The sequence below is a fragment of the Ketobacter sp. MCCC 1A13808 genome (assembly GCF_009746715.1).
Classification (GTDB): Bacteria; Pseudomonadota; Gammaproteobacteria; order Pseudomonadales; family Ketobacteraceae; genus Ketobacter.
In genome coordinates, this window is record NZ_VRKW01000004.1 from 212,308 (window position 1) to 234,365 (window position 22,058).

Annotated in this window: 2 protein-coding genes; both read right to left on the reverse strand. The window is 49.5% G+C overall.

Annotated features, from left to right (window positions below; all coding sequences use genetic code 11):
- Positions 1-146: 146 nt before the first annotated feature.
- Positions 147-9,404, reverse strand: a complete 9,258-nt coding sequence (locus FT643_RS10400; RefSeq protein ID WP_156871327.1) for a non-ribosomal peptide synthetase — start codon at positions 9,402-9,404, stop codon at positions 147-149.
- The gene (locus tag FT643_RS10405) at positions 9,401-21,958 is read right to left on the reverse strand and encodes a non-ribosomal peptide synthetase (protein ID WP_156871328.1); all 12,558 of its coding nucleotides are present in this window, start codon (positions 21,956-21,958) and stop codon (positions 9,401-9,403) included. Before FT643_RS10405 ends, FT643_RS10400 begins: the two co-directional genes overlap by 4 nt.
- Positions 21,959-22,058 lie beyond the last annotated feature (100 nt).

The following is a 22,058-nucleotide window of genomic DNA, read 5'->3' on the forward strand; positions in this document are numbered from 1 at the left end:
TCTGACACCATTCGTATTGCCCTCGGTAAAGATAGTATAGAGCCGCCCGTAATTTAGAAGTTCAGTATAGCCCGAATGTCGAACCACTTCGACGTTACCCGAAGTGGTTTAGCTGACAACCTGCCACACGATATAAATCACCTGTTTTACAAGAAACCCTCGTCACGGGGAGCTGCACCTTCTTCAGCCGCGGGTTGTTCAGCTGACTGCGACGCCCACACCAGGGTATCAAGGTATTGCGCGATATCAGCGATCGTGTGCATCTCGAATAACGCACGCAGTTGAATATCCACCCCGAACGCCTGACGGAACTTCGATACAGCGCGCGCTGCCAATAAGGAATGCCCACCCAGATCAAAGAAGTTATCGTGGATGCCGATCCCTTCCACACCCAATAACTCCGACCAGATAAGTGCCAGCTTTTCTTCGGTCTCATTGCGTGGTGCTACGTATTCCGGTCGTCCTGTTTCTTCAGGATCCGGCAAAGCGTTGCGATCCACTTTGCCGTTCGAGGTCAGGGGCCAATCTTGCAGAGACACTAACACAGCGGGAATCATGTATTCCGGCAGCGTGCTGCGAAGCTGCTGCTTGACTTTGCCGGTATCCAAGGCCTGTTCCGTTAAAACATAGGCCACCAGCTGATCGTTTCTCACCAAAATCAGACTGTCATTTATTCCGGATACCTGTTTGAGCGCAGCTTCAACCTCGCCCAATTCAATGCGCAACCCGCGCAATTTAACCTGAAAATCTTTGCGCCCGATATACTCCAGATTACCGTCCTCCAGCAGCCGGACCAGATCGCCGGTCCGGTACCAGTTACCCGGTGCATAAGGATTGGGTCCAAACACAGACTCGGTAAGCTGAGCCAGATTAAGATAACCTAATCCGACGCCCTGCCCGCCTATGCAAAGTTCGCCAACCATTCCTGCCGGCAAACGATGATCAGCATGATCGACCACGTAAAGCTCCGTATTAGCGATCGCTTTGCCAATGGGCAGCGCATCCGTTGCTGACTCCGGTTCGAATTCATGAAATGCCACTACGTCTGTACATTCGGTTGGACCGTAACTGTTAATGAGCTTACAGGCTGCGTTTTTCAGCCAGTCCGAAAGTGCAGGCAAGCGTATTGGTTCGCCTCCCAGCACCAGGTAACGCAGGCTTGAAAGGCCGTGCTCGTTGCCCTCAACCAAAGGATAGAAAGCGCTGGGGGCGCAGTTAACCACGCTAATCTTTTCACGCTCGATTGTGTTGGTCAGCACCTCGACATCGTAGTGATCCATTTTCGGTATCACCAGGGTTGCACCGACCAGCAACGGGGCAAACAGATTTTTCTGGGTAAGGTCAAATCCGAAGGAACTGCTCAGCAACACCTTGTCACTGCTATTTAGCTGCAATACGGACAAATACCAATCCTGCAGGTTGACCTCACCGCCATGCGTTACCTGCGCCCCCTTTGGTTTACCGGTTGAACCTGAGGTATAAACAATATAAACCACATCATCAGGCGTCGGTAACGTAAAGTCCGGTGGGGAATCTAGCCATTCAGTATCAACGTCCATGCGTAACACATTCCGGGACGCCAGATCGCCACCCTTCTGCTCAATTCGTTTAAGAACACAATCCTGGGTGATTAAAACGGATGCTGCGGAATCTTGAAGAATATAGCTGAGCCGGTCGGCAGGATAATCAGAATCCATCGGTACATAGGCTGCGCCGGATTTCAGGGTGCCGATCACTGCCACCAACATATCGATGCAGCGATCCAAGCAGATAGCAACCCGTTTCTCTTGCCTGTTAACATGACCGCCGTTGCCGTTAATGCGCTGACTGGTAAGCCAACCCGCCAAGGCATCCGTACGTTGTTTCAGATCCGCATAGGTGAGTTCTTCATCACCAAATTTAACAGCGATAGCGGATGGCATCGCGGCAGCGCGGGCTTCGATAGCCGTGACTATGGTGCTGCTTTCAGCAACAGTGGTTGCTTCCGCATAGCGATTGATGGCTTGTTCCGGTTGCACATCGCGGCGCAACAGAAAATCAAGGCTACCTATGGGCCTGCTGCCCTGTTCCTGAGCACCTCCACTTAGAATCTGCTGACTCAGCGACTCCATCCGTTGCAGAAAATTCAGGTCATCGAACAGATCGGACAGGTAAATCAGATTCAGGTCGGTACAACCGTCCTGTTCGTGCACTACAAACTGCACCGGACCATCCTGCAATTGCGGGTAGGCTTTCAGTTTCAGCGGAGTGTTAAACAGCGAAACCTTGGGGATAAAGTTATAATAATTGAACATAAAGTTAAGCCGCCCCTGGGGCAACGTTTTACGTTGCGCCATTAACGAAACATGGGCGTTGCTGCGCAGTGTTTTACGGTATTGCCTTATATGGGAAAACAAAGACTGTAAATCACTTTCTTTGGTGAACAATTCTTTAGGGAAAATAACCGGTAATACCTGGAAATAATTACCAAAGGTACGCTTATGAGTCCCAACACGATTACCCACAATCTCGGATACGATGAAATCATCTTCGGCACGACAGTAGGTGTTGATTAGCAAGCCGTATAGCGCTTTAAAATAGAGGGATGGTGTGATTCTCGCGTCACGACAGAACTGTTGAATCGACTGCCAATGTGCCCCGTCCAACCGCAGGTTTTTCTCGATTCGTTGTGGTGAATCGCCTGCCTGTTCCTGCCGACCTGCCAAAGCAAAATCCAGTGCTTCTGTATGACTTCCTTGTTGCTGCCAAAAATCGATAACCTGGGTACTGTCAGTGCGCAATGTACTGTCTTTCACATACTGATCAAAAACATCCGGAGCTGGAACGTATTCAACATGACCGCTAATGGCTTCGGTGGCGCGGATAGACTCCAGCAAATGCACAGCCATACCCGCACCATCCAGAACGATATGGTTCATTCGGAAAACAATCAAATGACGTCCGCCATTCAGTTTGAATACAAAATACTCCGACAGTTCGCCCTCAATATCGTATGGCTTCCAGATTAATTTCTTAGCAAATTCCGCCGCCTCAACGTCGCTGGTAATGCGGTCGGACCAGTCCTCAACCTGTACATCAATTTTCTTGCTGCGCTGAACTTGCAGATAAGCCACATCCGTGAATGGCAAGTCTGAACGCAGAATCCGGCTTCTTAGCAGTGGTTGACTATCCACAACCAGCTGGGCCGCCTGTATCCATTGCTCACAGTCAAATTCACCGTCCGTTATAAAGTGGTAACCCAAACTATTTTTTAACGTGGATGGATCAATCAGAGAATCCAGGTACATATCCCGTTGCATTGGTGAAAGCGGACGCAATTCTGCCTGATCACGGTCCACGACCAGGAGCGGATACAGCTCTTCCGGATCAACCATTTCGATGCGGTCGATCATCAGATCGACATCCTGCATCATCTGCAGCAGGATTCGGTTAAAGTGCCCCATCATGCGTGAAACCGAGCTCTCTACGAACAAATCCGTATTGTATTCGGCAACACCGGCAAAGCCGTTTTCCGATTCCTGCAAAATCAACGATAACTCGTATTTCGCGGTTTTGTGCTCCCGGGGCACCGCATCAATAGTCAACGCGCTAAAGCCACCTTCATCACCACTACTAAACGCCTCCTGACTGACATTTTGCAGAGCAAAACCAACCTGCGCTCCAGGTGAGGTGTCGGCATTGCGGTCCATTTTCAACGCATCCAGCAACAAGTCTGCCGGCATGTCCTGGTGAGCATACGCACCCAAAGATACTTCTTTCACTTGTTTCAGATATTCCAGAACCGATGGGTTGCCACCCAACCGGGTACGAATAACCAAACCGTTAATGAAGAAGCCAATTAACCCCTCCAGTTCCGCGCGATTGCGTCCGGCAATGGGAATGCCCACACAAATATCAGACTGATTGGCGTAACGTGAAAGCAAAATCTGGTAGGCCCCCATCAACACCATAAAGGGAGTCAGGTCGTTACGGTCGCAGAAACGGTTTAGCTGAGCTGATAATTCACTCCCCAGCTCAACAGGGTAATGTGCACCATTAAAAGTCTGATACTTGGGCCTGGGTTTATCTGTCGGTAGACGTAAAACATCCGGAGCACCGGCTAACGCCATTTTCCAGTAGTCTTTCAGCTTTTCCAGAGCATCGCCCTGCAACCAATTACGCTGCCAAACAGCAAAATCGGAATATTGAATGGCGAGCGCTGGTAAAGGCGATGACTGGCCCTGAACAAACGCGCTGTAGCAGGCCTTGATTTCTGAAACCAGAACACCCAAAGACCAACCATCGGATACAATATGGTGCATGTTCAATAACAGAACATGATCATCAACACCCAATTTGAGTATTTTGGTGCTGAACAGAATATCCTTTTCCAGGCTGTATACACGTGCAGCATCCTGATCCACCTGGAACGTAATCTCGGCCTGCAGCGCCTCTCCCTGTAAGTGGGTGAGATCAACCACTGGCGTTGCCCATTGAACCTGCTCACGAAGGATTAAACGGGGCGTCCCATCCTCCCCTGCAAAGTTGGTTCGTAATACTTCGTGACGCGCGACTATTTCGGCGAACACCCGGTCCAGCACGGACAAATCCAGATTACCCTGCACCCGTAATGCAGAAGGCAGATTATATTCACTGCTGCCCTGGTTAAGCTGATCAACAAACCACAACCGGTATTGCGCAAACGACAAAGTGTCGCGATTGGGTGGATCCATGGGGGCTAACGGAGGAGCCTTATCCAGATCTCCGGAAGCTGCCGCTATGTTGATATGTTGTACCAGCTTCTCGATAGTGGGCGCTTCAAACAAGGCCCGTACAGAAAGATCGACGCCCAGGGCTTTGCGGACTCGGGAAACGACCTGGGTCGCCAGTAACGAATGACCACCCGACTCAAAGAAATTCGCCTTGATACTCATACTCGGCAACTTCAATACCTGACACCAGATATCCGCAACCAGGGTTTCACTGTCATTACGGGGAGCGACAAAATCGACGCCCGCGTAAGCCGAAGGCGGTGGCAGGGCTTTACGATCCACTTTTCCATTGGGCGTTAATGGCCATTCGTCCACTTGCATCAAGGCAGCCGGTACCATGAACTCCGGCAACCGGTCGCGTAATGATTCTTTCAGGCTGTGAACGTCCAGATTGCGCGGCGCCACAACATAGCTAACCAACTGGTCGTTGAGCACCAGGGTCAGCGAGTCACTGACGTCCACATTCGATTTCAGAAGGCTATTGACTTCATCCGGCTCGATACGCAGTCCACGCAGCTTAACCTGAAAATCCTTGCGTCCGACGTACTGAAGAACACCTGATCCTGCCAACCGGCAAAGATCACCGGAAGCATACCAGCGTCCGTCATAAAAGGGACATTGCGAAAATACCGCCTGATTTAAATCTTGCCGCTGCCAATAGCCGGTGCCCACACCGACTCCGGCAATCCGCAGCTCCCCGACGGCGCCATCGGGCATCAGGCGACCCTGCTTATCAACAATATACAAGTGCGTATTGGGAATCGGTTTACCGATCGGCATTCCATCAGGAAAGGCACCCTCATCAATATGAGAGGCACTATAACTGGAGACCACATCGCTGCATTCCGTAGGCCCGTAACTATTGGTTAGGGTGACACGGGAACCGCTGTGGTTAATCCATTGATCTAACGCATTCAGGCGAATGGGTTCACCACCAAGAATCGCGTGGCGCAAAGAAGGATAAGGGTATTCGGCTAAAGAAGTATCGATTAAAGGATATAGGGCCGAAGGAGCGCAATTCAGAATGGAAACACGGTGCAGCTGAATCAATGCCGCGTATCGTTCCGGCTCATATTCATCAAAATCAGGAATGACCAAAGCTGCACCGGAGCTAAAACCAAGCATCAGGTTTTTTTGGGTCAGATCGAAACCGACGGAAGACATCAGCAAAATCCGATCATCACTACTCACGTCTAACAATTGTGAATACCAGGAAATCAGATTACTTTCACCCCGATGCAAAACACCTGCACCCTTGGGACGCCCGGTTGAACCTGAAGTATAGACATAATAAAGCGTATCCCCGGCGCTCTGTTGCGGTAACCGGCTGCAGTTACCCGACAGTGGCGCATCCAGTACATGATCTACCGTAACGACACGCGTACGACTTGCGCCGGCGAGCTCATCGGAAAGCGAATAATCGCAAATTAGAACGGCAGCCTCGGCATCCTCCACGATATAGCGGATTCGATCTTGTGGGTAATTGGCATCGATTGGAATATAGGCAGCACCGGATTTAATTATGCCGAGAAGTACCACTGGTAGCTCAGGACGCCTGCCCAGACAAAACGCAACACGATCCTGGTTACTGATGCCCTGCTCTGCTAACCAAAACGCAACCTGGTTACTTTGCTGATCCAGCTCTGCATAAGTTAACGTGACAGTATTGTCTCCCACGCCATAAATCACAGCGGGTTTTTCCCGGTAACGTTCAAGTGCGATATTAAACAGCTCTGGAATGGTTGCGGGAAGTTCGGTTTGCGGTCCGGATAAAGCGTTAAATTGGTGTTTCTGCTCCGCCGACGACACCCAATCCAATTGCGTCAAACGCAATTCGCCGCCCATGATCTGCTGATGGACCCGTTGCATCCTGTCCAGCAACTGAAAACCGGGAAATTCCTGTTGGCGGTAACTTAGACGCAGTGCCATCGATAAATCGTTCGATGTAACCAGTAATTTAACAACCCCTTCATTATCCGGCTGAATCGGTTTTAAACTGACCGAGTGACCCTGGAATTCGATCGGAGCGGTTACTTTCGGTAATCGGTAATTGAACTGGAACTCCAACGCATTGCCATCGTAAAACCGGCGCCGTGCCATCATCGAGATAAATTGGTGCTTGCCTACCGATTTTTTCCATTGACGGTTCGATTCAAGCAAATCAGTAAACAACATCTCGTCATCACTAACAGCATGTTGAATATGGGGCAAGAACTGGAAGAAGCAGCCGGCAGACTGATCAAGTTGGTGCACTTCGGTCGAGCTGTCCCGGCCAGCGAATGCATCGATTAAAACAAACTCTTCAGAGTCGAAATAACAACATTGTAACGCTAATGTATATAAGGTTCTTAAGTAGTTAGTAACGCTTACTTTATTCTGCTCGCACCAATCCGCAAGCTGATCCCGTTGCTCTGAGTCCAAATTCCAAAACTGGAATTGAGCCGGACCGGGGTCTGTGACACGGGTGGCAACGGGCTCCACATTGGCGAACTGCTGTTGCCAAAAAGCGAGGGTATCGTCGTTGTCATTCTGTCCGATACGCTCTTTCACCCATTTTGAAATAAGCTTGTTTGTGCTCCTGTTTAATTTTTTACCTTCGTAGGCACTGAGGGTTTGCGTGAAATGATAGTATTTACTCACCCCGTCTGAAATGGAATGATGGGAGCTGGCAACAGCCCAATACTCCGCCTCGGAACTTCGAATGAGGTAGTAGCGACACAGAGCATCCGAATCCATATCCCACGCAGGTAGCGCGAGTTCGTTGATAGCGGCTTCTAAAGCATCATCACTCAGTTGTTTCGTACGCCAATCCAACACCTCAAAGTTAACGGAGTTACCGGCAACAATAATATTGTAAAGACTGTCCATACCCGGTAAATCGCACGTTATCAGCTTGGACCGCAGCATCGGGTTTGCTTCAGCGACTTGCTCCAACGCCCGTTGCCACTTTGCTTCATCGACAGCAAAAGGCAACCGCACACTATAGCCGATACTGTTGCGACGGGTTTCTGGATTACGCAAACTGTCCAGGCAAAAATCCCGCTGCATTGGAATCAGTGGCAAAATCGCTTCGGCATCCACTGCCGCCGGAATCTGGCGCTTTATGGATTCCAGGCTTTCCAGCTGCAAAGTAGAGTAAAGTTCATCTGTACTGACTGACATTTGCTTTAATAGCGCTTCAAAATGCTGAACAAAAAGCGCTATTGTTTCCATGTTATATAAATCGGTATTGAATTCCGCCATACCTTCGATGGTATCGCCCTGATCCACCAGCATCATCGTCAGATCCAGCCGCGCAGCGACCAGCTCAATGGACATAGGCGCGATTTCCAGCCCACCCATCACTGCTTTCTTGGCTGTCCCGTCTCCACTGGTGAGCGATAATGCAACCTGATATACCGGAGAAAAGCTCAGATTCCGCGGCACATTGAGATCGTCCACAATAGCCTCAAACGGTAGATCCTGGTGCGCCTGTGCAGAAAGAATCTGCTCTTTTACATACGCTATAAAATCTTTGAGCTGGGTTGAGGGCCGCAATTGAGTTCGAATCACCAGCGTGTTCACGAAAAAACCGATCAAACCTTCCACTTCCGAACGGTTTCGTCCCGCTACCGGCATGCCGATGCAAAGATCACTTTGCTTGGACCATTTCGCCAACACGATTTTATAGGCTGCCATCAGGATGACATATAACGTGGTATCGAATGTTCGCGCCAACCGTTTTAATTTTTCAGTCAGATCAGCGTCGAGTTCTACGTTTACCGTGGAACCGTTCAGGGTTTGCAATGGCGGCCTGGGTCGATCGAACGGAACGGTGGTTTGTGATGGCGAATTGGCAAGTGTTTTACGCCAGAATGATAATTGGCGATCCAATTCCTCACCCTGTAACCACTGGCGCTGCCAATGGGCAAAATCCGGATACTGGATTTGTAATGGGGGCAAAGGCGCTTTCAGGCCCATTCGCTGGGCAGCATAAAGCGCTGCTATTTCCCGTACGAAGATGGCCATGGACCAACCATCTGTCACGATATGGTGCATCGTCACCACCAATCCATGGCGATTGTCATCCAGCTTGTATAAATGCGCACGAATTAACGGGCCCGTTTCCAGGTTAAAGCTTTTTCTTACTTCAGTTTCAACCTTGGCCTTGGTGCGACCGTCTTTCTCTGCCTCTGGCAGCGCGGTCAAATCATCCATAGGAATAATGAAGCCATCGACCGGTTTAACGGTTTGATAAGTCTGATCATCCTCCGCAATAAAGACCGTTCTGAGTGCTTCGTGACGTTGAAGCAATTCTACGAAAGCCTGTTCGAGTGCGCGGTAATCCAGAATGCCTGTCAGAAACAAGGCAGCGGGAATGTGAAAGGTACTACTCCCTGGATTGAGTTGTTCGATAAACCACAATCGCTGTTGCGCATGCGAAAGAGGTATGGGAACTTCACGCCCCACTGCCGGAATCACTTCTTGACCGGACTCGGTTTCCAATTTGGTCTGGGATAAAAACTCCACTACGGCCTGTTTATTTGCTACCAACTCTGCTTTCAGGTCCGGGGTAAGCGCACCTTTTGGTGCCTTGAATTTGAGCTGACCCTCTTCAACCCAAAGTTTGATGCCAGCAGCGCCAAGCTTGGCCATCAGCTCGTACACGATCATAAAGAACCTTCCTCAAATTCATCGTCATCCAACGAATCCAGCGTATCGTCGTTATTATCAATACTCAGTGACTGCAATATTTCACTGAGTGCTGCGATTGTTGGTACTTCAAACAGCGTTCGTAAAGGTAACTCTATACCGATATTCTGCTTCAAACGCCCTGCTACTTTATTAATTAAAAGTGAGTGTCCGCCCAGGTCAAAAAAGTCATCGTAGATTCCCACGCGCTCAACACTCAACACTTCCTGCCAGATATCCACCAACACCTGCTCGATTTCGTTGCGTGCACCCACATAATCAGTGCTGACGAAATCGTCCACGCCGGGTTCGGGCAACGCCTTCTTATCGACTTTACCATTGGGAGTTAACGGCAGTTTTTCCAAAAAGACCAAACCAGCCGGTACCATATAATCTGGTAAATGCTGCTTTAAACGAGATTTAAACTGTACCCGGTCCTGGTTTTGGTGTTGCGGTTGGAGTTCACAATAGGCAATTAATTGTTTAGTACCCGTATCCAGCGTCCGTACCGTTACACAAGCCTGACGAACATCCGAAATCCTGTTGATCGCAGTTTCGATTTCACCAAGTTCAATCCGGTAACCACGAATTTTAACCTGATCGTCAGCCCGCCCCATAATTTCGAGGTTACCCCCTGGCATCACACGTCCCAAATCACCGGTTTTATATAAACGCTGCCCCTCCACGAAGGGACTGTCGATAAACACCTTTTTGGTTAATTCAGGACGGTTTAGGTATCCCAGCGCCAAGCCCAATCCACCTACGTAAATTTCGCCGGGAACCCCTATGGGCGTTGGTCTTAATGCGTTGTCCAACACATAAGCTGTGCTGTTAGCAATGGCAGGCCCTATGGGAATGGTAACCGCATCCGGTAACACCGATGTCACCTCGTAACAGGTGGAATAGGTTGAGTTTTCGCAAGGGCCGTACGCATGCAATAGATGTTGCGGACGATTGCCTTCCATCAACACCTGACGCACTTGACCTGGATCGCAAACCTCCGCTCCGAATACGCAATATTGCAGATTCCGGTAGAGATCCGGCTTCTGTTTCGATAGAGCGTTAAACAAAGCGGTGGTCAGGAATAGCACGTCAATGCGTTTCTCGGTAATGGTGCGATCCAGCGCGTCGGCATCAAGCGCGGTATTTTTGTCAATTCCGATGAGGGTACCGCCGTTTAGCAAAGCGCCCCAGATCTCAAAGGATGCTGCATCGAAGGATACGTTGGCGGCGTGCGCCATACGGTGGCCCGGGCTCAGATCCATGTAATTCGGATTCAAGACCAGCCGACTCAAACCTATCTGGGGTATACAAACGCCTTTTGGTTTACCTGTGGTGCCCGAAGTAAAAATAATACAGGCTGTGGCCTGGCTGCCATTCTCACAACGTATATTAAGATTTTCCGTGGATTGTATACGGGCATTTTCTTTTAATGCCTGCATTCCAATCAGCCGCGACAACGTTCGTTGTTTTACGTAGTCGTAATGATCGAGAAATTTCTCTGCCACGATAAAGATGGGCGCCTGGGTTTCTGCCAGCATGTATTCAACACGGTCATCCGGATAGGAAGTGTCGATAGGTACATAAGCCGCCCCCACTTTCAATACCGCCAGTATCGCCTCAATCATTTCCATCGAGCGATCGAGACACACAGCAACTAGATCGCCTCGCTGGATACCATCATCCAGTAACTGATGGGCCAAACGATTCACGCGCCGATTCAGCTTTTCATAGGTGACCTTTTTATCTCCGAATTCGCAGGCCATCATATCCGGACGCGCCTGCACATGAGCTTCAAAATGTTCCGACACAGTGCGTTCAAAAGCAAAAACACGTTCAGTTCGGTTCCAATCATAAACCAGCTGCTGTTGCTCCGCCTCGGTGATCAAGGGTAACTGCCCTATTTGAATGTCCGGTTCCGCTTCAATACATTGCAACAGTCGTTCGACATGTCCCATCATGCGGCCGATGGTGTCCGCTTCAAATAGATAGCCATCGTAAGAGACACGTAACTCCATCTCTTTTCCAGGAATAAATATGATTGTCAGGGGGAAGTTGGTTTGCTGGAATGCACCGACGGATCCCACGCTCAACGAAGCCTGGGTCTCCTCCAGGGATTCGTCAATTGGGTAATTCTCAAAAACCAGGATCGATTCAAACAGAGCTTGTTTTGCCGTCAGCTCGCTCTGCTTTTGTATTTCAACCAGCGAGCTGTATTCATAGTTTTTGATCTCAGATTGCTGAACCTGCTCCTCCTGCAGCCAATCGATAAACGATTGATCATCAGCCACTCGCATTCGCATCGGCAAGGTGTTAATGAAAAGACCCACCATGGATTCAATACCCTGTAGCTCAGCCGGGCGGCCTGACACCGTGGTGCCGAACAAAACATCGGATTCTCCGCTATAGCGGCGCAACAAGATTGCCCAGACACCTTGCATAATATTATTGAGTGTTAACCGATGTTGCTTGGCCAGACTTTGCAAACCTTCAAGCAAACGGCCGGAAATCATCACTGACTGTTCCTGATACTGCCCCTCCGTTGCCGGATTATCCGCATTGTGTTGGGCAACCGCGAAAGAGTTCTTCACCGCAATTGGTGTTGTGGCAGTGAATCCGGACAAGTATTTGTGCCAGAACTGTCCGGCTTTATCGTTATCCTGCCGGCTGATCCAGGCTATAAAATCCTGGTACCGGGCAGGTTGATGTAACTGAGTTTCACGCTGCTTAACCAGATCCTCATAAATGGTAAACAATTCACCAAACACCACAGGCATCGACCAGCCGTCCAGTAGTATGTGATGGAAGCTCCATACCAGTTTAAAATTACCTTCCGGCAAAACAATCCAGCTTAGCCGCATCACATTGGGTCGACGGAAGTTGAAACCCATATTACGATCATCAATCAACAACCGGTCAACTTTTTCGTTTGCCTCCTGTTGGCTAAACCGACTCCAGTCGTAGCGGTGAATATCCAGTTCAACTTGTTCCATTATTACCTGGATGGGTTTACTCACGCCCTCCCAAATAAACCCTGCCCGTAAAATCTGATGCCGCGCAACCACTTTGCGCCACGCGTCGAATAACGCGGATTCGTTAACATCGCCACTGATGGGCACAATAATTTGGTCGAAGTAAACCCAGGAACCCGGTTCGTAGAGTGCGTGAAACAACATCCCTTCTTGTGTCGGTGATAGCGGCAGGACAGTTTCCACCCCGCTTGAAGGCAATAATTCATTGATTTGCGGCTGCGACAGTTCCAGCAGCGGAAAATCAGAGGGGGTATAACCACTGTATTCGCCGCCGGAACAATGCTCTATGATCTGTTGCAATTCCTGCAGGCAGGTTTGCGCCAACATATGCACAGTGCTGGCTTCATGCAGGTTACTGCTGTAACGCCAGTTAAAGACCAGCTCATCGTTCTGAACACTGGCGCTAACTTCAAACAAATAACTCCGCGTAGCATGGGGGGATAATTCACTGCCGCTGCTCTCTGCAGCTACTGCCAATAATGCGTCCGCAGGCAAAACCTGATCCAACTGCCCCAGGTAATTAAAACTGATTTCAGATTTAACCGGGTTCGCTGCCGAATGAACGTCATTAAGATACCTCAACACACCATAAGTCATACCCTTTCGCGGGATTTGGCGCAGATACTCTTTGACAGAACAAATATTGTTGCCCAGATCAATATTACTATCACCTGTTAATACAACCGGGAACACCGTAGTAAACCAGCCCACGGTTCGGGATACATCGATATTATCGCTGATATGCTCACGGCCATGCCCTTCCAAATCCACCAGCACGCGTTCAGCAGCGGACCATTGGCTGAACGTGCGCTGCAGAGCAGTCAGTAATAAATCGTTTATTTCCGTTCGATAAGCTCTGCCGCTTTCCTTTAACAATTTTTGTGTCAGCGGCTTGTCAAGAACGCACTTCTCTATTGCGACAGAGGCCACCGTATTGGCACCGGACTTATCCGTGGGCAACGAATTGGATTCAAAAGTCGCAGAATGGTGGCTCCAGAATGCGGCGTCGGCTTCTATATCCCGGCTGTTAGCAAACTCCATTAACCTGTTAGACCACTGCTGATAAGACGTCGTTTTAGCGCCAAAATCAATCCGTGCACCTCGCATGGTCTGAGCTAGCCCAGTTTGCAAGTCTTCCAGCAATATGCGCCAGGAAAACACATCGACAGCAAGGTGGTTAATAACCAGAAGTAACCGCGCAGGATCCTGATCACCCAGATCAAAATAAACCGCTTTCACTGGCGGACCGGATGATAGATTCAGTTCCCGCTGTGCTTTATCAGAAAGGTGCTCAATCTGTTCAGAACGTAAATTCTGCGGCAAGCCGGACAGATTCACCACTTCAAACACGTCATTGATCAACTTGCCGGAATGTTCAACATAACCGAATGACTGCTGCCAACCATTCACCCCATGTTTAAAACGGAGGCGCAGAGCATCGTGATGTAACAGCACAGCTTCAAGGCTACCTGTTAAGTGTTCGAGTGAAACCTTGCTATCAACTTGCAAAAGTAAAGACTGATTGAAGTGATGGGGATCGACTGGTTGGCTTTCGAAATACCAATGCTGGATCGGTGTTAACGGAACGTCCCCTTCCACAAGCCCTTGTTCAGCAATAATGAGATCTTGAACTTCGCGTGCAACATCAGCCAGCTCGGCAATGGTTTGAAAGTCGAATATTTGTTTGGCCGTTAAGTGCAGCCCTGCGCGTTTGGCGCGACTGATAATCTGAATGCTTAGGATGGAATCCCCACCCAACTCGAAAAAGTTATCGTGAATCCCTACCGTATCGGCTTTTAATACCTGTTCCCAAATATCGACCAATTTGATTTCGTTATCGGTTCTGGGGGCTACATACTGATAACTCGTTTTGTTTTCGAATACCGGCTCGGGCAAGGCACGTTTATCTACTTTGCCGTTGGAGGTCAGCGGGAATTGTTCCAGTACCACAAACGAAGCGGGAATCATATGCTTTGGCAGATAGTCCGGAGCGTGCTGCCGCACCCGGGTGGCATCCAAATCGGCATTGGTTTTGATATACGCGACCAAACGCTTCTGGTTACTGTTGTCGTCTTTGACAACAACGATGGCATCGGTTACGCCATCAATCCGAGTTAAATTGGCTTCTACTTCGCTCAACTCTATACGGAAGCCCCTGATTTTCACTTGGTCGTCGGCGCGACCCAGGATTTCAATATACCCATCTTCATTGTAACGAGCGATATCTCCGGTTTTGTACAAGCGCTGATTGGTGTTGCCTGAAAAAGGGTCTGGCAGGAAACTGTTGGCCGTGCGCTCAGGATCATTCAGATAGCCGACTGCGACACCATCCCCACCCACATAGATTTCACCTTGAACACCCACTGGCACCGGCTGCAGATTCCGATCCAGTACATAGCATGTAGAGCCGGATATACTGCGACCAATAGGCACATTGGTGACGTTTTCCGGTAACTGGGTCAGTTCATAAAAGGTGGAAAAGGTCGTATTTTCTGTCGGGCCATATACGTTGAAAAAATGCTGGGGTTTATGTTGACTCAATATCTTGCGGATCACGTTCGGATCATGTGCCTCGCCGCCCGTAAAAACATACTTAAAATTAGCGAAAATTTTCGGTTCTGTAGCAACGTACATATTGAGCAGCGCTGTTGTGATAAAGCTGACGTTGGCGCCGGTGCGGTTAACTTCTTCATAAAAAAGCTCCGGATTCAATAATTGCTCTTTCGTAAACAACACCATCCCGGCCCCATTCAATAACGGGGCCCATACATCATAGATCGCGGCATCGAAAGAAACGTTGGATGTATGGCAGACACGGTCGCTATTGGCCAGAGTAAAGTAGTTTGAATCCAGCACCAGACGAATGACACTTAACTGGTGTACTAACACGCCTTTGGGCTTACCGGTAGAACCGGAAGTGTAAATCACATAGGCATATCGCTTACTGTTGGTAGTAAAATGGGTAAGCGGGTTTTCTTTTGATTTTTCACCTATCCGCGGCTGCTCATCTTCCAGCACCAGTATTTGCACGTCCTGTTCCAGGTGCTCAACAATGGTTGCCAGACGATCGGCCTGCTTTTTCCTGCAAATAACCAATGGTGATTGCGTATCAGACAGCATAAAGCCAATGCGTTCTTCCGGATAATCGGGATCAACCGGTACGTAGGCGGCACCCACCTTCAATGTCGCCAGAATACAAATAATCATGTCGACCGAGCGCTGCAATGCAATGGCAACAAAATCGCCATCATTAACCCCGACTTCAAGCAAGTAACGGGCTAACTGATTGGCTTTGGCGTTCAACTGTTCATAGGTCAGCTGCTCGTCTCCGGCGATCATTGCCACTCTATCCGGATGGGCTTTTACATGGCGCTCAAAAATCTGATGTATGCACAAGTTTCGCGGATAGTTGGCCGGAGCAGGATTCCATTTACGCAATACGTTATTACGCTCATCTTCACTGAGCATAGGCACTTTCAGCAAGGGTACATCTGGTTGCGACAACATGCTGTGCAACAGCGTTCGCAGATGTTCCAGTATCCGCGCGATTACCGGGTAATCAAACAACCCGGAATCGTAAGATAATTTAATTGCCAGTTGGTCAGCAGGCTCAACTATCAACGTAATGGGGAAATTGGTGTGTTCGATGGTTGTGATATGCCCGAAATTAATCAGCTCGTCGGCTTGATGTACGGCGTCACCCACCGGATAGTTTTCAAATACCAGAATACTCTCAAACAGGCTCTGATCACCCGGCACTTCTGAGTAACGGTGAATATCCACCAACGGTGTAAACTCGAACCGGCGCAAATCGACCTGATCTTCCTGCATGCGCTGCAGTAACGGCGCAATAGTGGTGTCGTCGTCCAGACTGATACGCAGTGGCAAGGTATTGATAAACAACCCCACGATATTTTCAACGTTGGGTAAATCAGTAGGCCGCCCGGATACTGTGGTACCAAAGACCACGTCGTTTTCGCTGCTGTAACGGGCTAACAGAACGCCCCACGCAGCCTGAATTACCGTGTTAAGGGTCACATGCTGATCGCGCGCGAATTGCTGCAATCGGCCACTGAAGTTTTCACTGAGTTTCAGCACCTGTTCCAGGAATATTTTCTCGGTACTTCCAACCACCGCTTTCTTATTCGGTAGCGGCGTAGCGGCTTCGAACTCACTTAAATATAATTTCCAGAATTGCAGGGCATCGCCTTTATCGACCTGCTCCAGATAAGAGATAAATTCACCGTAAGATCCCGCTGGCGGTAGCACAGGATCTTCACCTTTCACCAGCATGCCATAAGTTTGGAACACTTCCCCCATTACCAGCGGTAAAGACCAGCCATCCAATACGATATGGTGAAAGCTCCAGATCAAACGGGAACGATTACCCGGTAACTCCAGCCAGGCCAAACGCATCAATCCCGGTTTTTCAAAATCAAATCCCCGTTGGCGATCTTTTTCAAGCCAGGCATCGAGCCGGGCCGATTCCAGGGAAGTATCGATGTGACGCCAGTCCACTTCTGAAATTTCCATCTCAACCTGGTTATAAACAATCTGCAAGGGACGATCGATTTCCTGCCACACAAACGAACTGCGCAAAGCCGGATGCCGATTGACTACCCGAACCCAGGCCTTTTTTAGCAATTCCCGATCAGCACTCCCTAACACCTCGACACTGAGCTGCTCGAAATAGACACCATGATCATTGTCAAACAAGCTGTGGAACAGCATGCCTTCCTGCATCGGTGACAACGGATACATTGATTCGATATTCCGCTCCACGCCCAACAAACGATCTAACTGGGACTGATCCAGTCTGGCTAGCGGAAAGTCAGACGGCGTATAACCAAACACGCCGGGCTGAGTGCAATGATCAATAATCTGCTCGAGTGCTGCCACATACTGACGAGCCAGCTTTGTTATCGTTTCTGCGGAAAACTCGGCGCTGTAGATCCAATCAATTTGCAGCTTGTCACCCACTATGTGACTGTTAATACTCAGTGGATGCGGATCTTCACTTAGCGGACTATGTTCACGGCCGCGCTGTTCCGAGGCCAGGGTAAATCGCTGACTGCCTTCAAGTAGGGAATTGAACTGACCCAGATAATTAAACACGATATCGGCTTTCGGCGCGTCGGCGAGTGCTTGCTGTTGCACCTCAGTGCCCAGATAACGCAGCGCACCAAAACCAAAACCGCGGCCCGGAATATGCCGTAACTGTTCCTTGACCGAGCGCAGATTATCTTGAATTGAACGGCCATTCTCATAGCGTAAGCGCACCGGATAGACCGATGTAAACCACCCTACTGTGCGGCTAAGATCAATTTTCTCTGAAAATATTTCACGCCCGTGGCCCTCAAGATCAAGCAGTGTATCTACGTTTCCGCTCCAATCCGAAACCGTTCGAGACAAGGCAGTCAAAAGAATATCGTTGATTTCTGTTCGGTAGGCCCGGTTTACATCACGCAATAACGATTGTGTGAATGATTCGCTCAACCAGATGCTGTGGGTGCTGATATTCGGCTCGGCAGAATCCCGAGGTACAGTATCCAGACTTTCCGCGTCGAAAGGCAGCTTGGGCTTATCCTGACCGGTAATTTCGCACCAATAATCGAATTCGCCATTCAGATGACCCAACTCAACGCTGTCTCTAAGAGCTTCAACCCATTGCTTGTAAGACGTAGTTTTATAGCCCAGGGCAACCTCTTTACGAGCATGCAACTGATCCAGCGCCAGATTGAAATCTTCCAGCAATATGCGCCATGAAACCCCATCCACCACCAGATGATGCAGCACCAACAGCAACCTGAATTCCTGATTGGGAAGTTTGATCAGGGCGGCCGCCAACAGTGGACCGGATTGCAAATCCAGGCTCGCCTGCACTTGATTGCAATAGTCGGTAATCTGCGCCGACAACTGGTCTGCTGGTACGTGACTTAGATCAAACTCGCTCACACGGAAGTTGCCGTTATCGTCCGATTTTGCACAATCTGTAAAGGTTTGAACCGTGACATGATCCTTTTTGGTGAAGCGCAAGCGTAAAGCATCGTGTTGTGCGACCAACGCGGTTAATGCAGACGATAAGTGCTGAAACAACACTTCACTGTCAGCTTTGATATTCAGCAGTACGGACTGATTCCAATGCTGCTCATTGACGAACTGATGATCAAAGAACCATTGCTGTATTGGTGACAATACAGCTTCCCCTGTCACTTCGCCCTGCTCCGCCAATATCGGCGATTCTGCTTCGCTGGCAACCAGGGCCAGCTCTTCAATTGTTTGGTTTTCGAAAACCTGTTTTGTGGTCAGATGCAGTCCGGCCAGCTTCGCCCGACTAATGATCTGGATACTGAGGATGGAATCACCACCCATTTCAAAAAAGTTATCCCGGATTCCGATTTCTTCCAGATTCAGAACCTGTGCCCAGATGTCGGCAAGAATGATTTCTTTTTCGGTTCGCGGTGGCACCCGCTGCAATGCACTGTCGTTGTCCGTTTCCGGTTTCGGCAGGGCTCGTCTGTCGAGCTTGCCGTTGGCCGTCATCGGCAAAGTTTCCATACCCACAAACACCGACGGAATCATATATTCCGGCAATGATTGCTTCAATTCGGATCGCAGTTCGACACTGGTCGGCTGCACGCCTTTCACAGGAACGTAGTAAGCGACCAGTCGTTTTACGCGCGGCACGTCTTCCCGGGCAATGACCGCCACTTCGCGAATCGTATTAATCTTGCTAACGGCGTCTTCTACTTCACTCAGTTCTATCCTGAATCCGCGGATTTTTACCTGTTGGTCTATCCGCCCCAGATATTCCAAATTGCCATCAGCGTAATAACGAACCAGGTCTCCGGTTTTATACAACACCGGGTCATCGTCAGACTGGAAAGGGTTAGGCACAAATACGTCGGTAGTCAGTTCATCACGGTTGAGATACCCGTTCGCGACACCGTCACCACTGGTATAAAGCTCACCGGGAATGCCCACTGCAACCGGTTTTCGATTTTTGTCCAGAACAAAGACTTTGGTGTTCGCTACCGGCTTGCCGATCGGTACCGTTGCACGCACCTGACCCACTTTTTGCATCGGATAACAGCAGGTGAATGTGGTATTTTCGGTCGGGCCGTAACCATTTATCAGGGTTAAATGCGGATACTCGTCCAGCACGTTGCGCACCAGCTTAGGTGACAATACATCACCACCCGCTAACAACTGTTTCAACGGTTTGAAAATATCCAGATGATACTCCACAAAATAGTGGAATAATGCCGCAGTCAGCCACGCGGTATTAACCGCATTTTGCTTAACAACACTGCCGTATTCTTCTGCGTTCAAATTGCCGGGCGGTGCGACAGCAATACGGCCCCCATTCAACAACGGGCCCCAGATTTCAAGGGTAGCGGCATCAAACGAAATAGGCGCATATTGCAGAAAGCAGGTAGTGGCATCCAGTTTCATAAAATTCGTTTTACGAACCAGACGAACGATATTACGGTGCACTACATCGATGCCTTTGGGCTTGCCGGTTGAGCCCGAGGTGTACATGACATAGGCCGACGCTTTCGGGCCAACCCGAAGATCCAGACCCGATATCGGTTCCACTGTGGTGCGGAACCCGTCCAGCAATAAAATCGAGTTCTCGGCTGAGGGCAAGCTGTCCGCCAAATGACGATGAGCCACGATCACGCTGGCCTGGCTGTCTTCAATCATATATTGCAGCCGTTCCACCGGGTATGCCGGATCTAACGGAACATAAGCTGCGCCTGCTTTGAGGATACCGAGTATCGCAGCGATGGTTTCGATACTGCGATCCGCACACACACCCACTCGCTGGCCAGACAACACCTGCTTTTCCTGTAACGCCAGCGCGATATGGTTACTCATCGAATCCAGTTGCAAATAGGTAACCCGCTCGTCCCCTTTTTGCACTGCAATTTTGTCTTTGTTCTGACTAACTATATGAGCAAACAGATCCAGCACATCGGATTCGCGCTCGTAGTCGCTGCCGGTGGCATTCCAGTCATACAATAACTGCTGCTTTTCCTGCGCTAGCAAATATTCGGCGTCGTCTACCCGGGTTGTTGGGTCATTCATAAACACCGCAAGTAAATTCTGGAAATGCGCCGACATCCGCTGAATAGTGTGTTCTGAAAACAAATCAGTACGATATTCCCAATCGCCTTTTATGCAGCCTTTTTCTTCACGTAGGTTAATCGTGATGTCGAATTTGGCGGTCTCCGATTGCGCCGGCATCACTTCAATGTCTAACTCCGGCAGCGACATTGCGCTGCCCGCTGTTGCATTTTGCAGTACAAACATTACCTGGAACAAAGGGGTATGGCTCATCTCCCGTGCCATACCGAGTTCATCAACCAGGCGTTCAAAAGGTATGTCCTGATGATCATAGGCGCCGGTCAGGTTTTGCTGAACTTGTTTGAGTAAAGTCAGAAATGAGGGGTTGCCCTGGAGGTCGCTGCGTATTGCCAAGGTATTAACAAAACAACCGATCAAACTCTCGACTTCCGGACGCACCCGTCCTGCTATCGGTGTGCCAATGCAAATGTCGTCCTGGCCAGAGTAACGATGCAGCAACGTTTGCAAAGTCGCAAACAGCGTCATAAACAAGGTCACGCCTTGTTTTTTCGACAATTCGTTCAATTGCTGGGTCAGCCTTGGGTCAAGGCTAAAGTGGATGTTGTTGCCTTTGAATGTATGCACCGGCGGCCGCGCAAAATCCGTTGGCAATTCGAGCACAGTGACCCCATCCAGGCGTGTCTTCCAGTAGCTAAGCTGGCGCTCCAGACGCTCACCTGAAAGCCACTCTCGCTGCCACAAGGAGTAGTCAGCATACTGGATTGGTAAAGGCTTCAGCGGCGAGGCTTTATCCTGCCTGAATGCGTCGTATAACAGCGCCATTTCACGAATAAAGACGCCCATGGACCAACCATCCGAAATGATGTGGTGCATGGTCACGATAATCACGTGCTCAATATTGCTTAGGCGGATTAATCGGGTTCGCAGCAAAGGGCCGTTAATCAAGTCAAAAGAGGTAAGCGAATCCCCTTTGTAACGGGTATTGATGACTTCTTCCTGCTCCCGGGAGGACAGGGTATCCAGGCTTATGGTGGGTAATTCCCATCGTTGATGCTCATTAATGACCTGGCGACCCTGCCCGTCGTCAGTGACAAATATGGTACGCAACACCTCGTGCCGAAGCACGATTTCGTCAAAGCTCATTCGCAACGCTTCAACATCCAGCGGACCGGTGAGACGCAAGGCGGCGGAAATATTATAGCTCGCACTGCCAGACTGTAACTGGTCGATAAACCACAAGCGTTGTTGCGCGTAAGACATTGCCAAGCGATTAGTATCGCGGGCATAACGTTGGATGGCGTCCTTTCTCGGCTCAGCTCCCTGACTTTTCTTTTTCTGGAGCTGTTTCAGAAGTGCCTCACGTTGCTCAGGCGACAGGCTAGCCAAACGATCTAGTAACTTCTTATCAGTCATTAATAAAGTTGCCCATTTCGATAAATCTGCACCGGGCGCTAAGCCAGCGCATTCTTTATACTTATTCTAATAGTTATTTTGAATCATGCAGAAAAGGCGG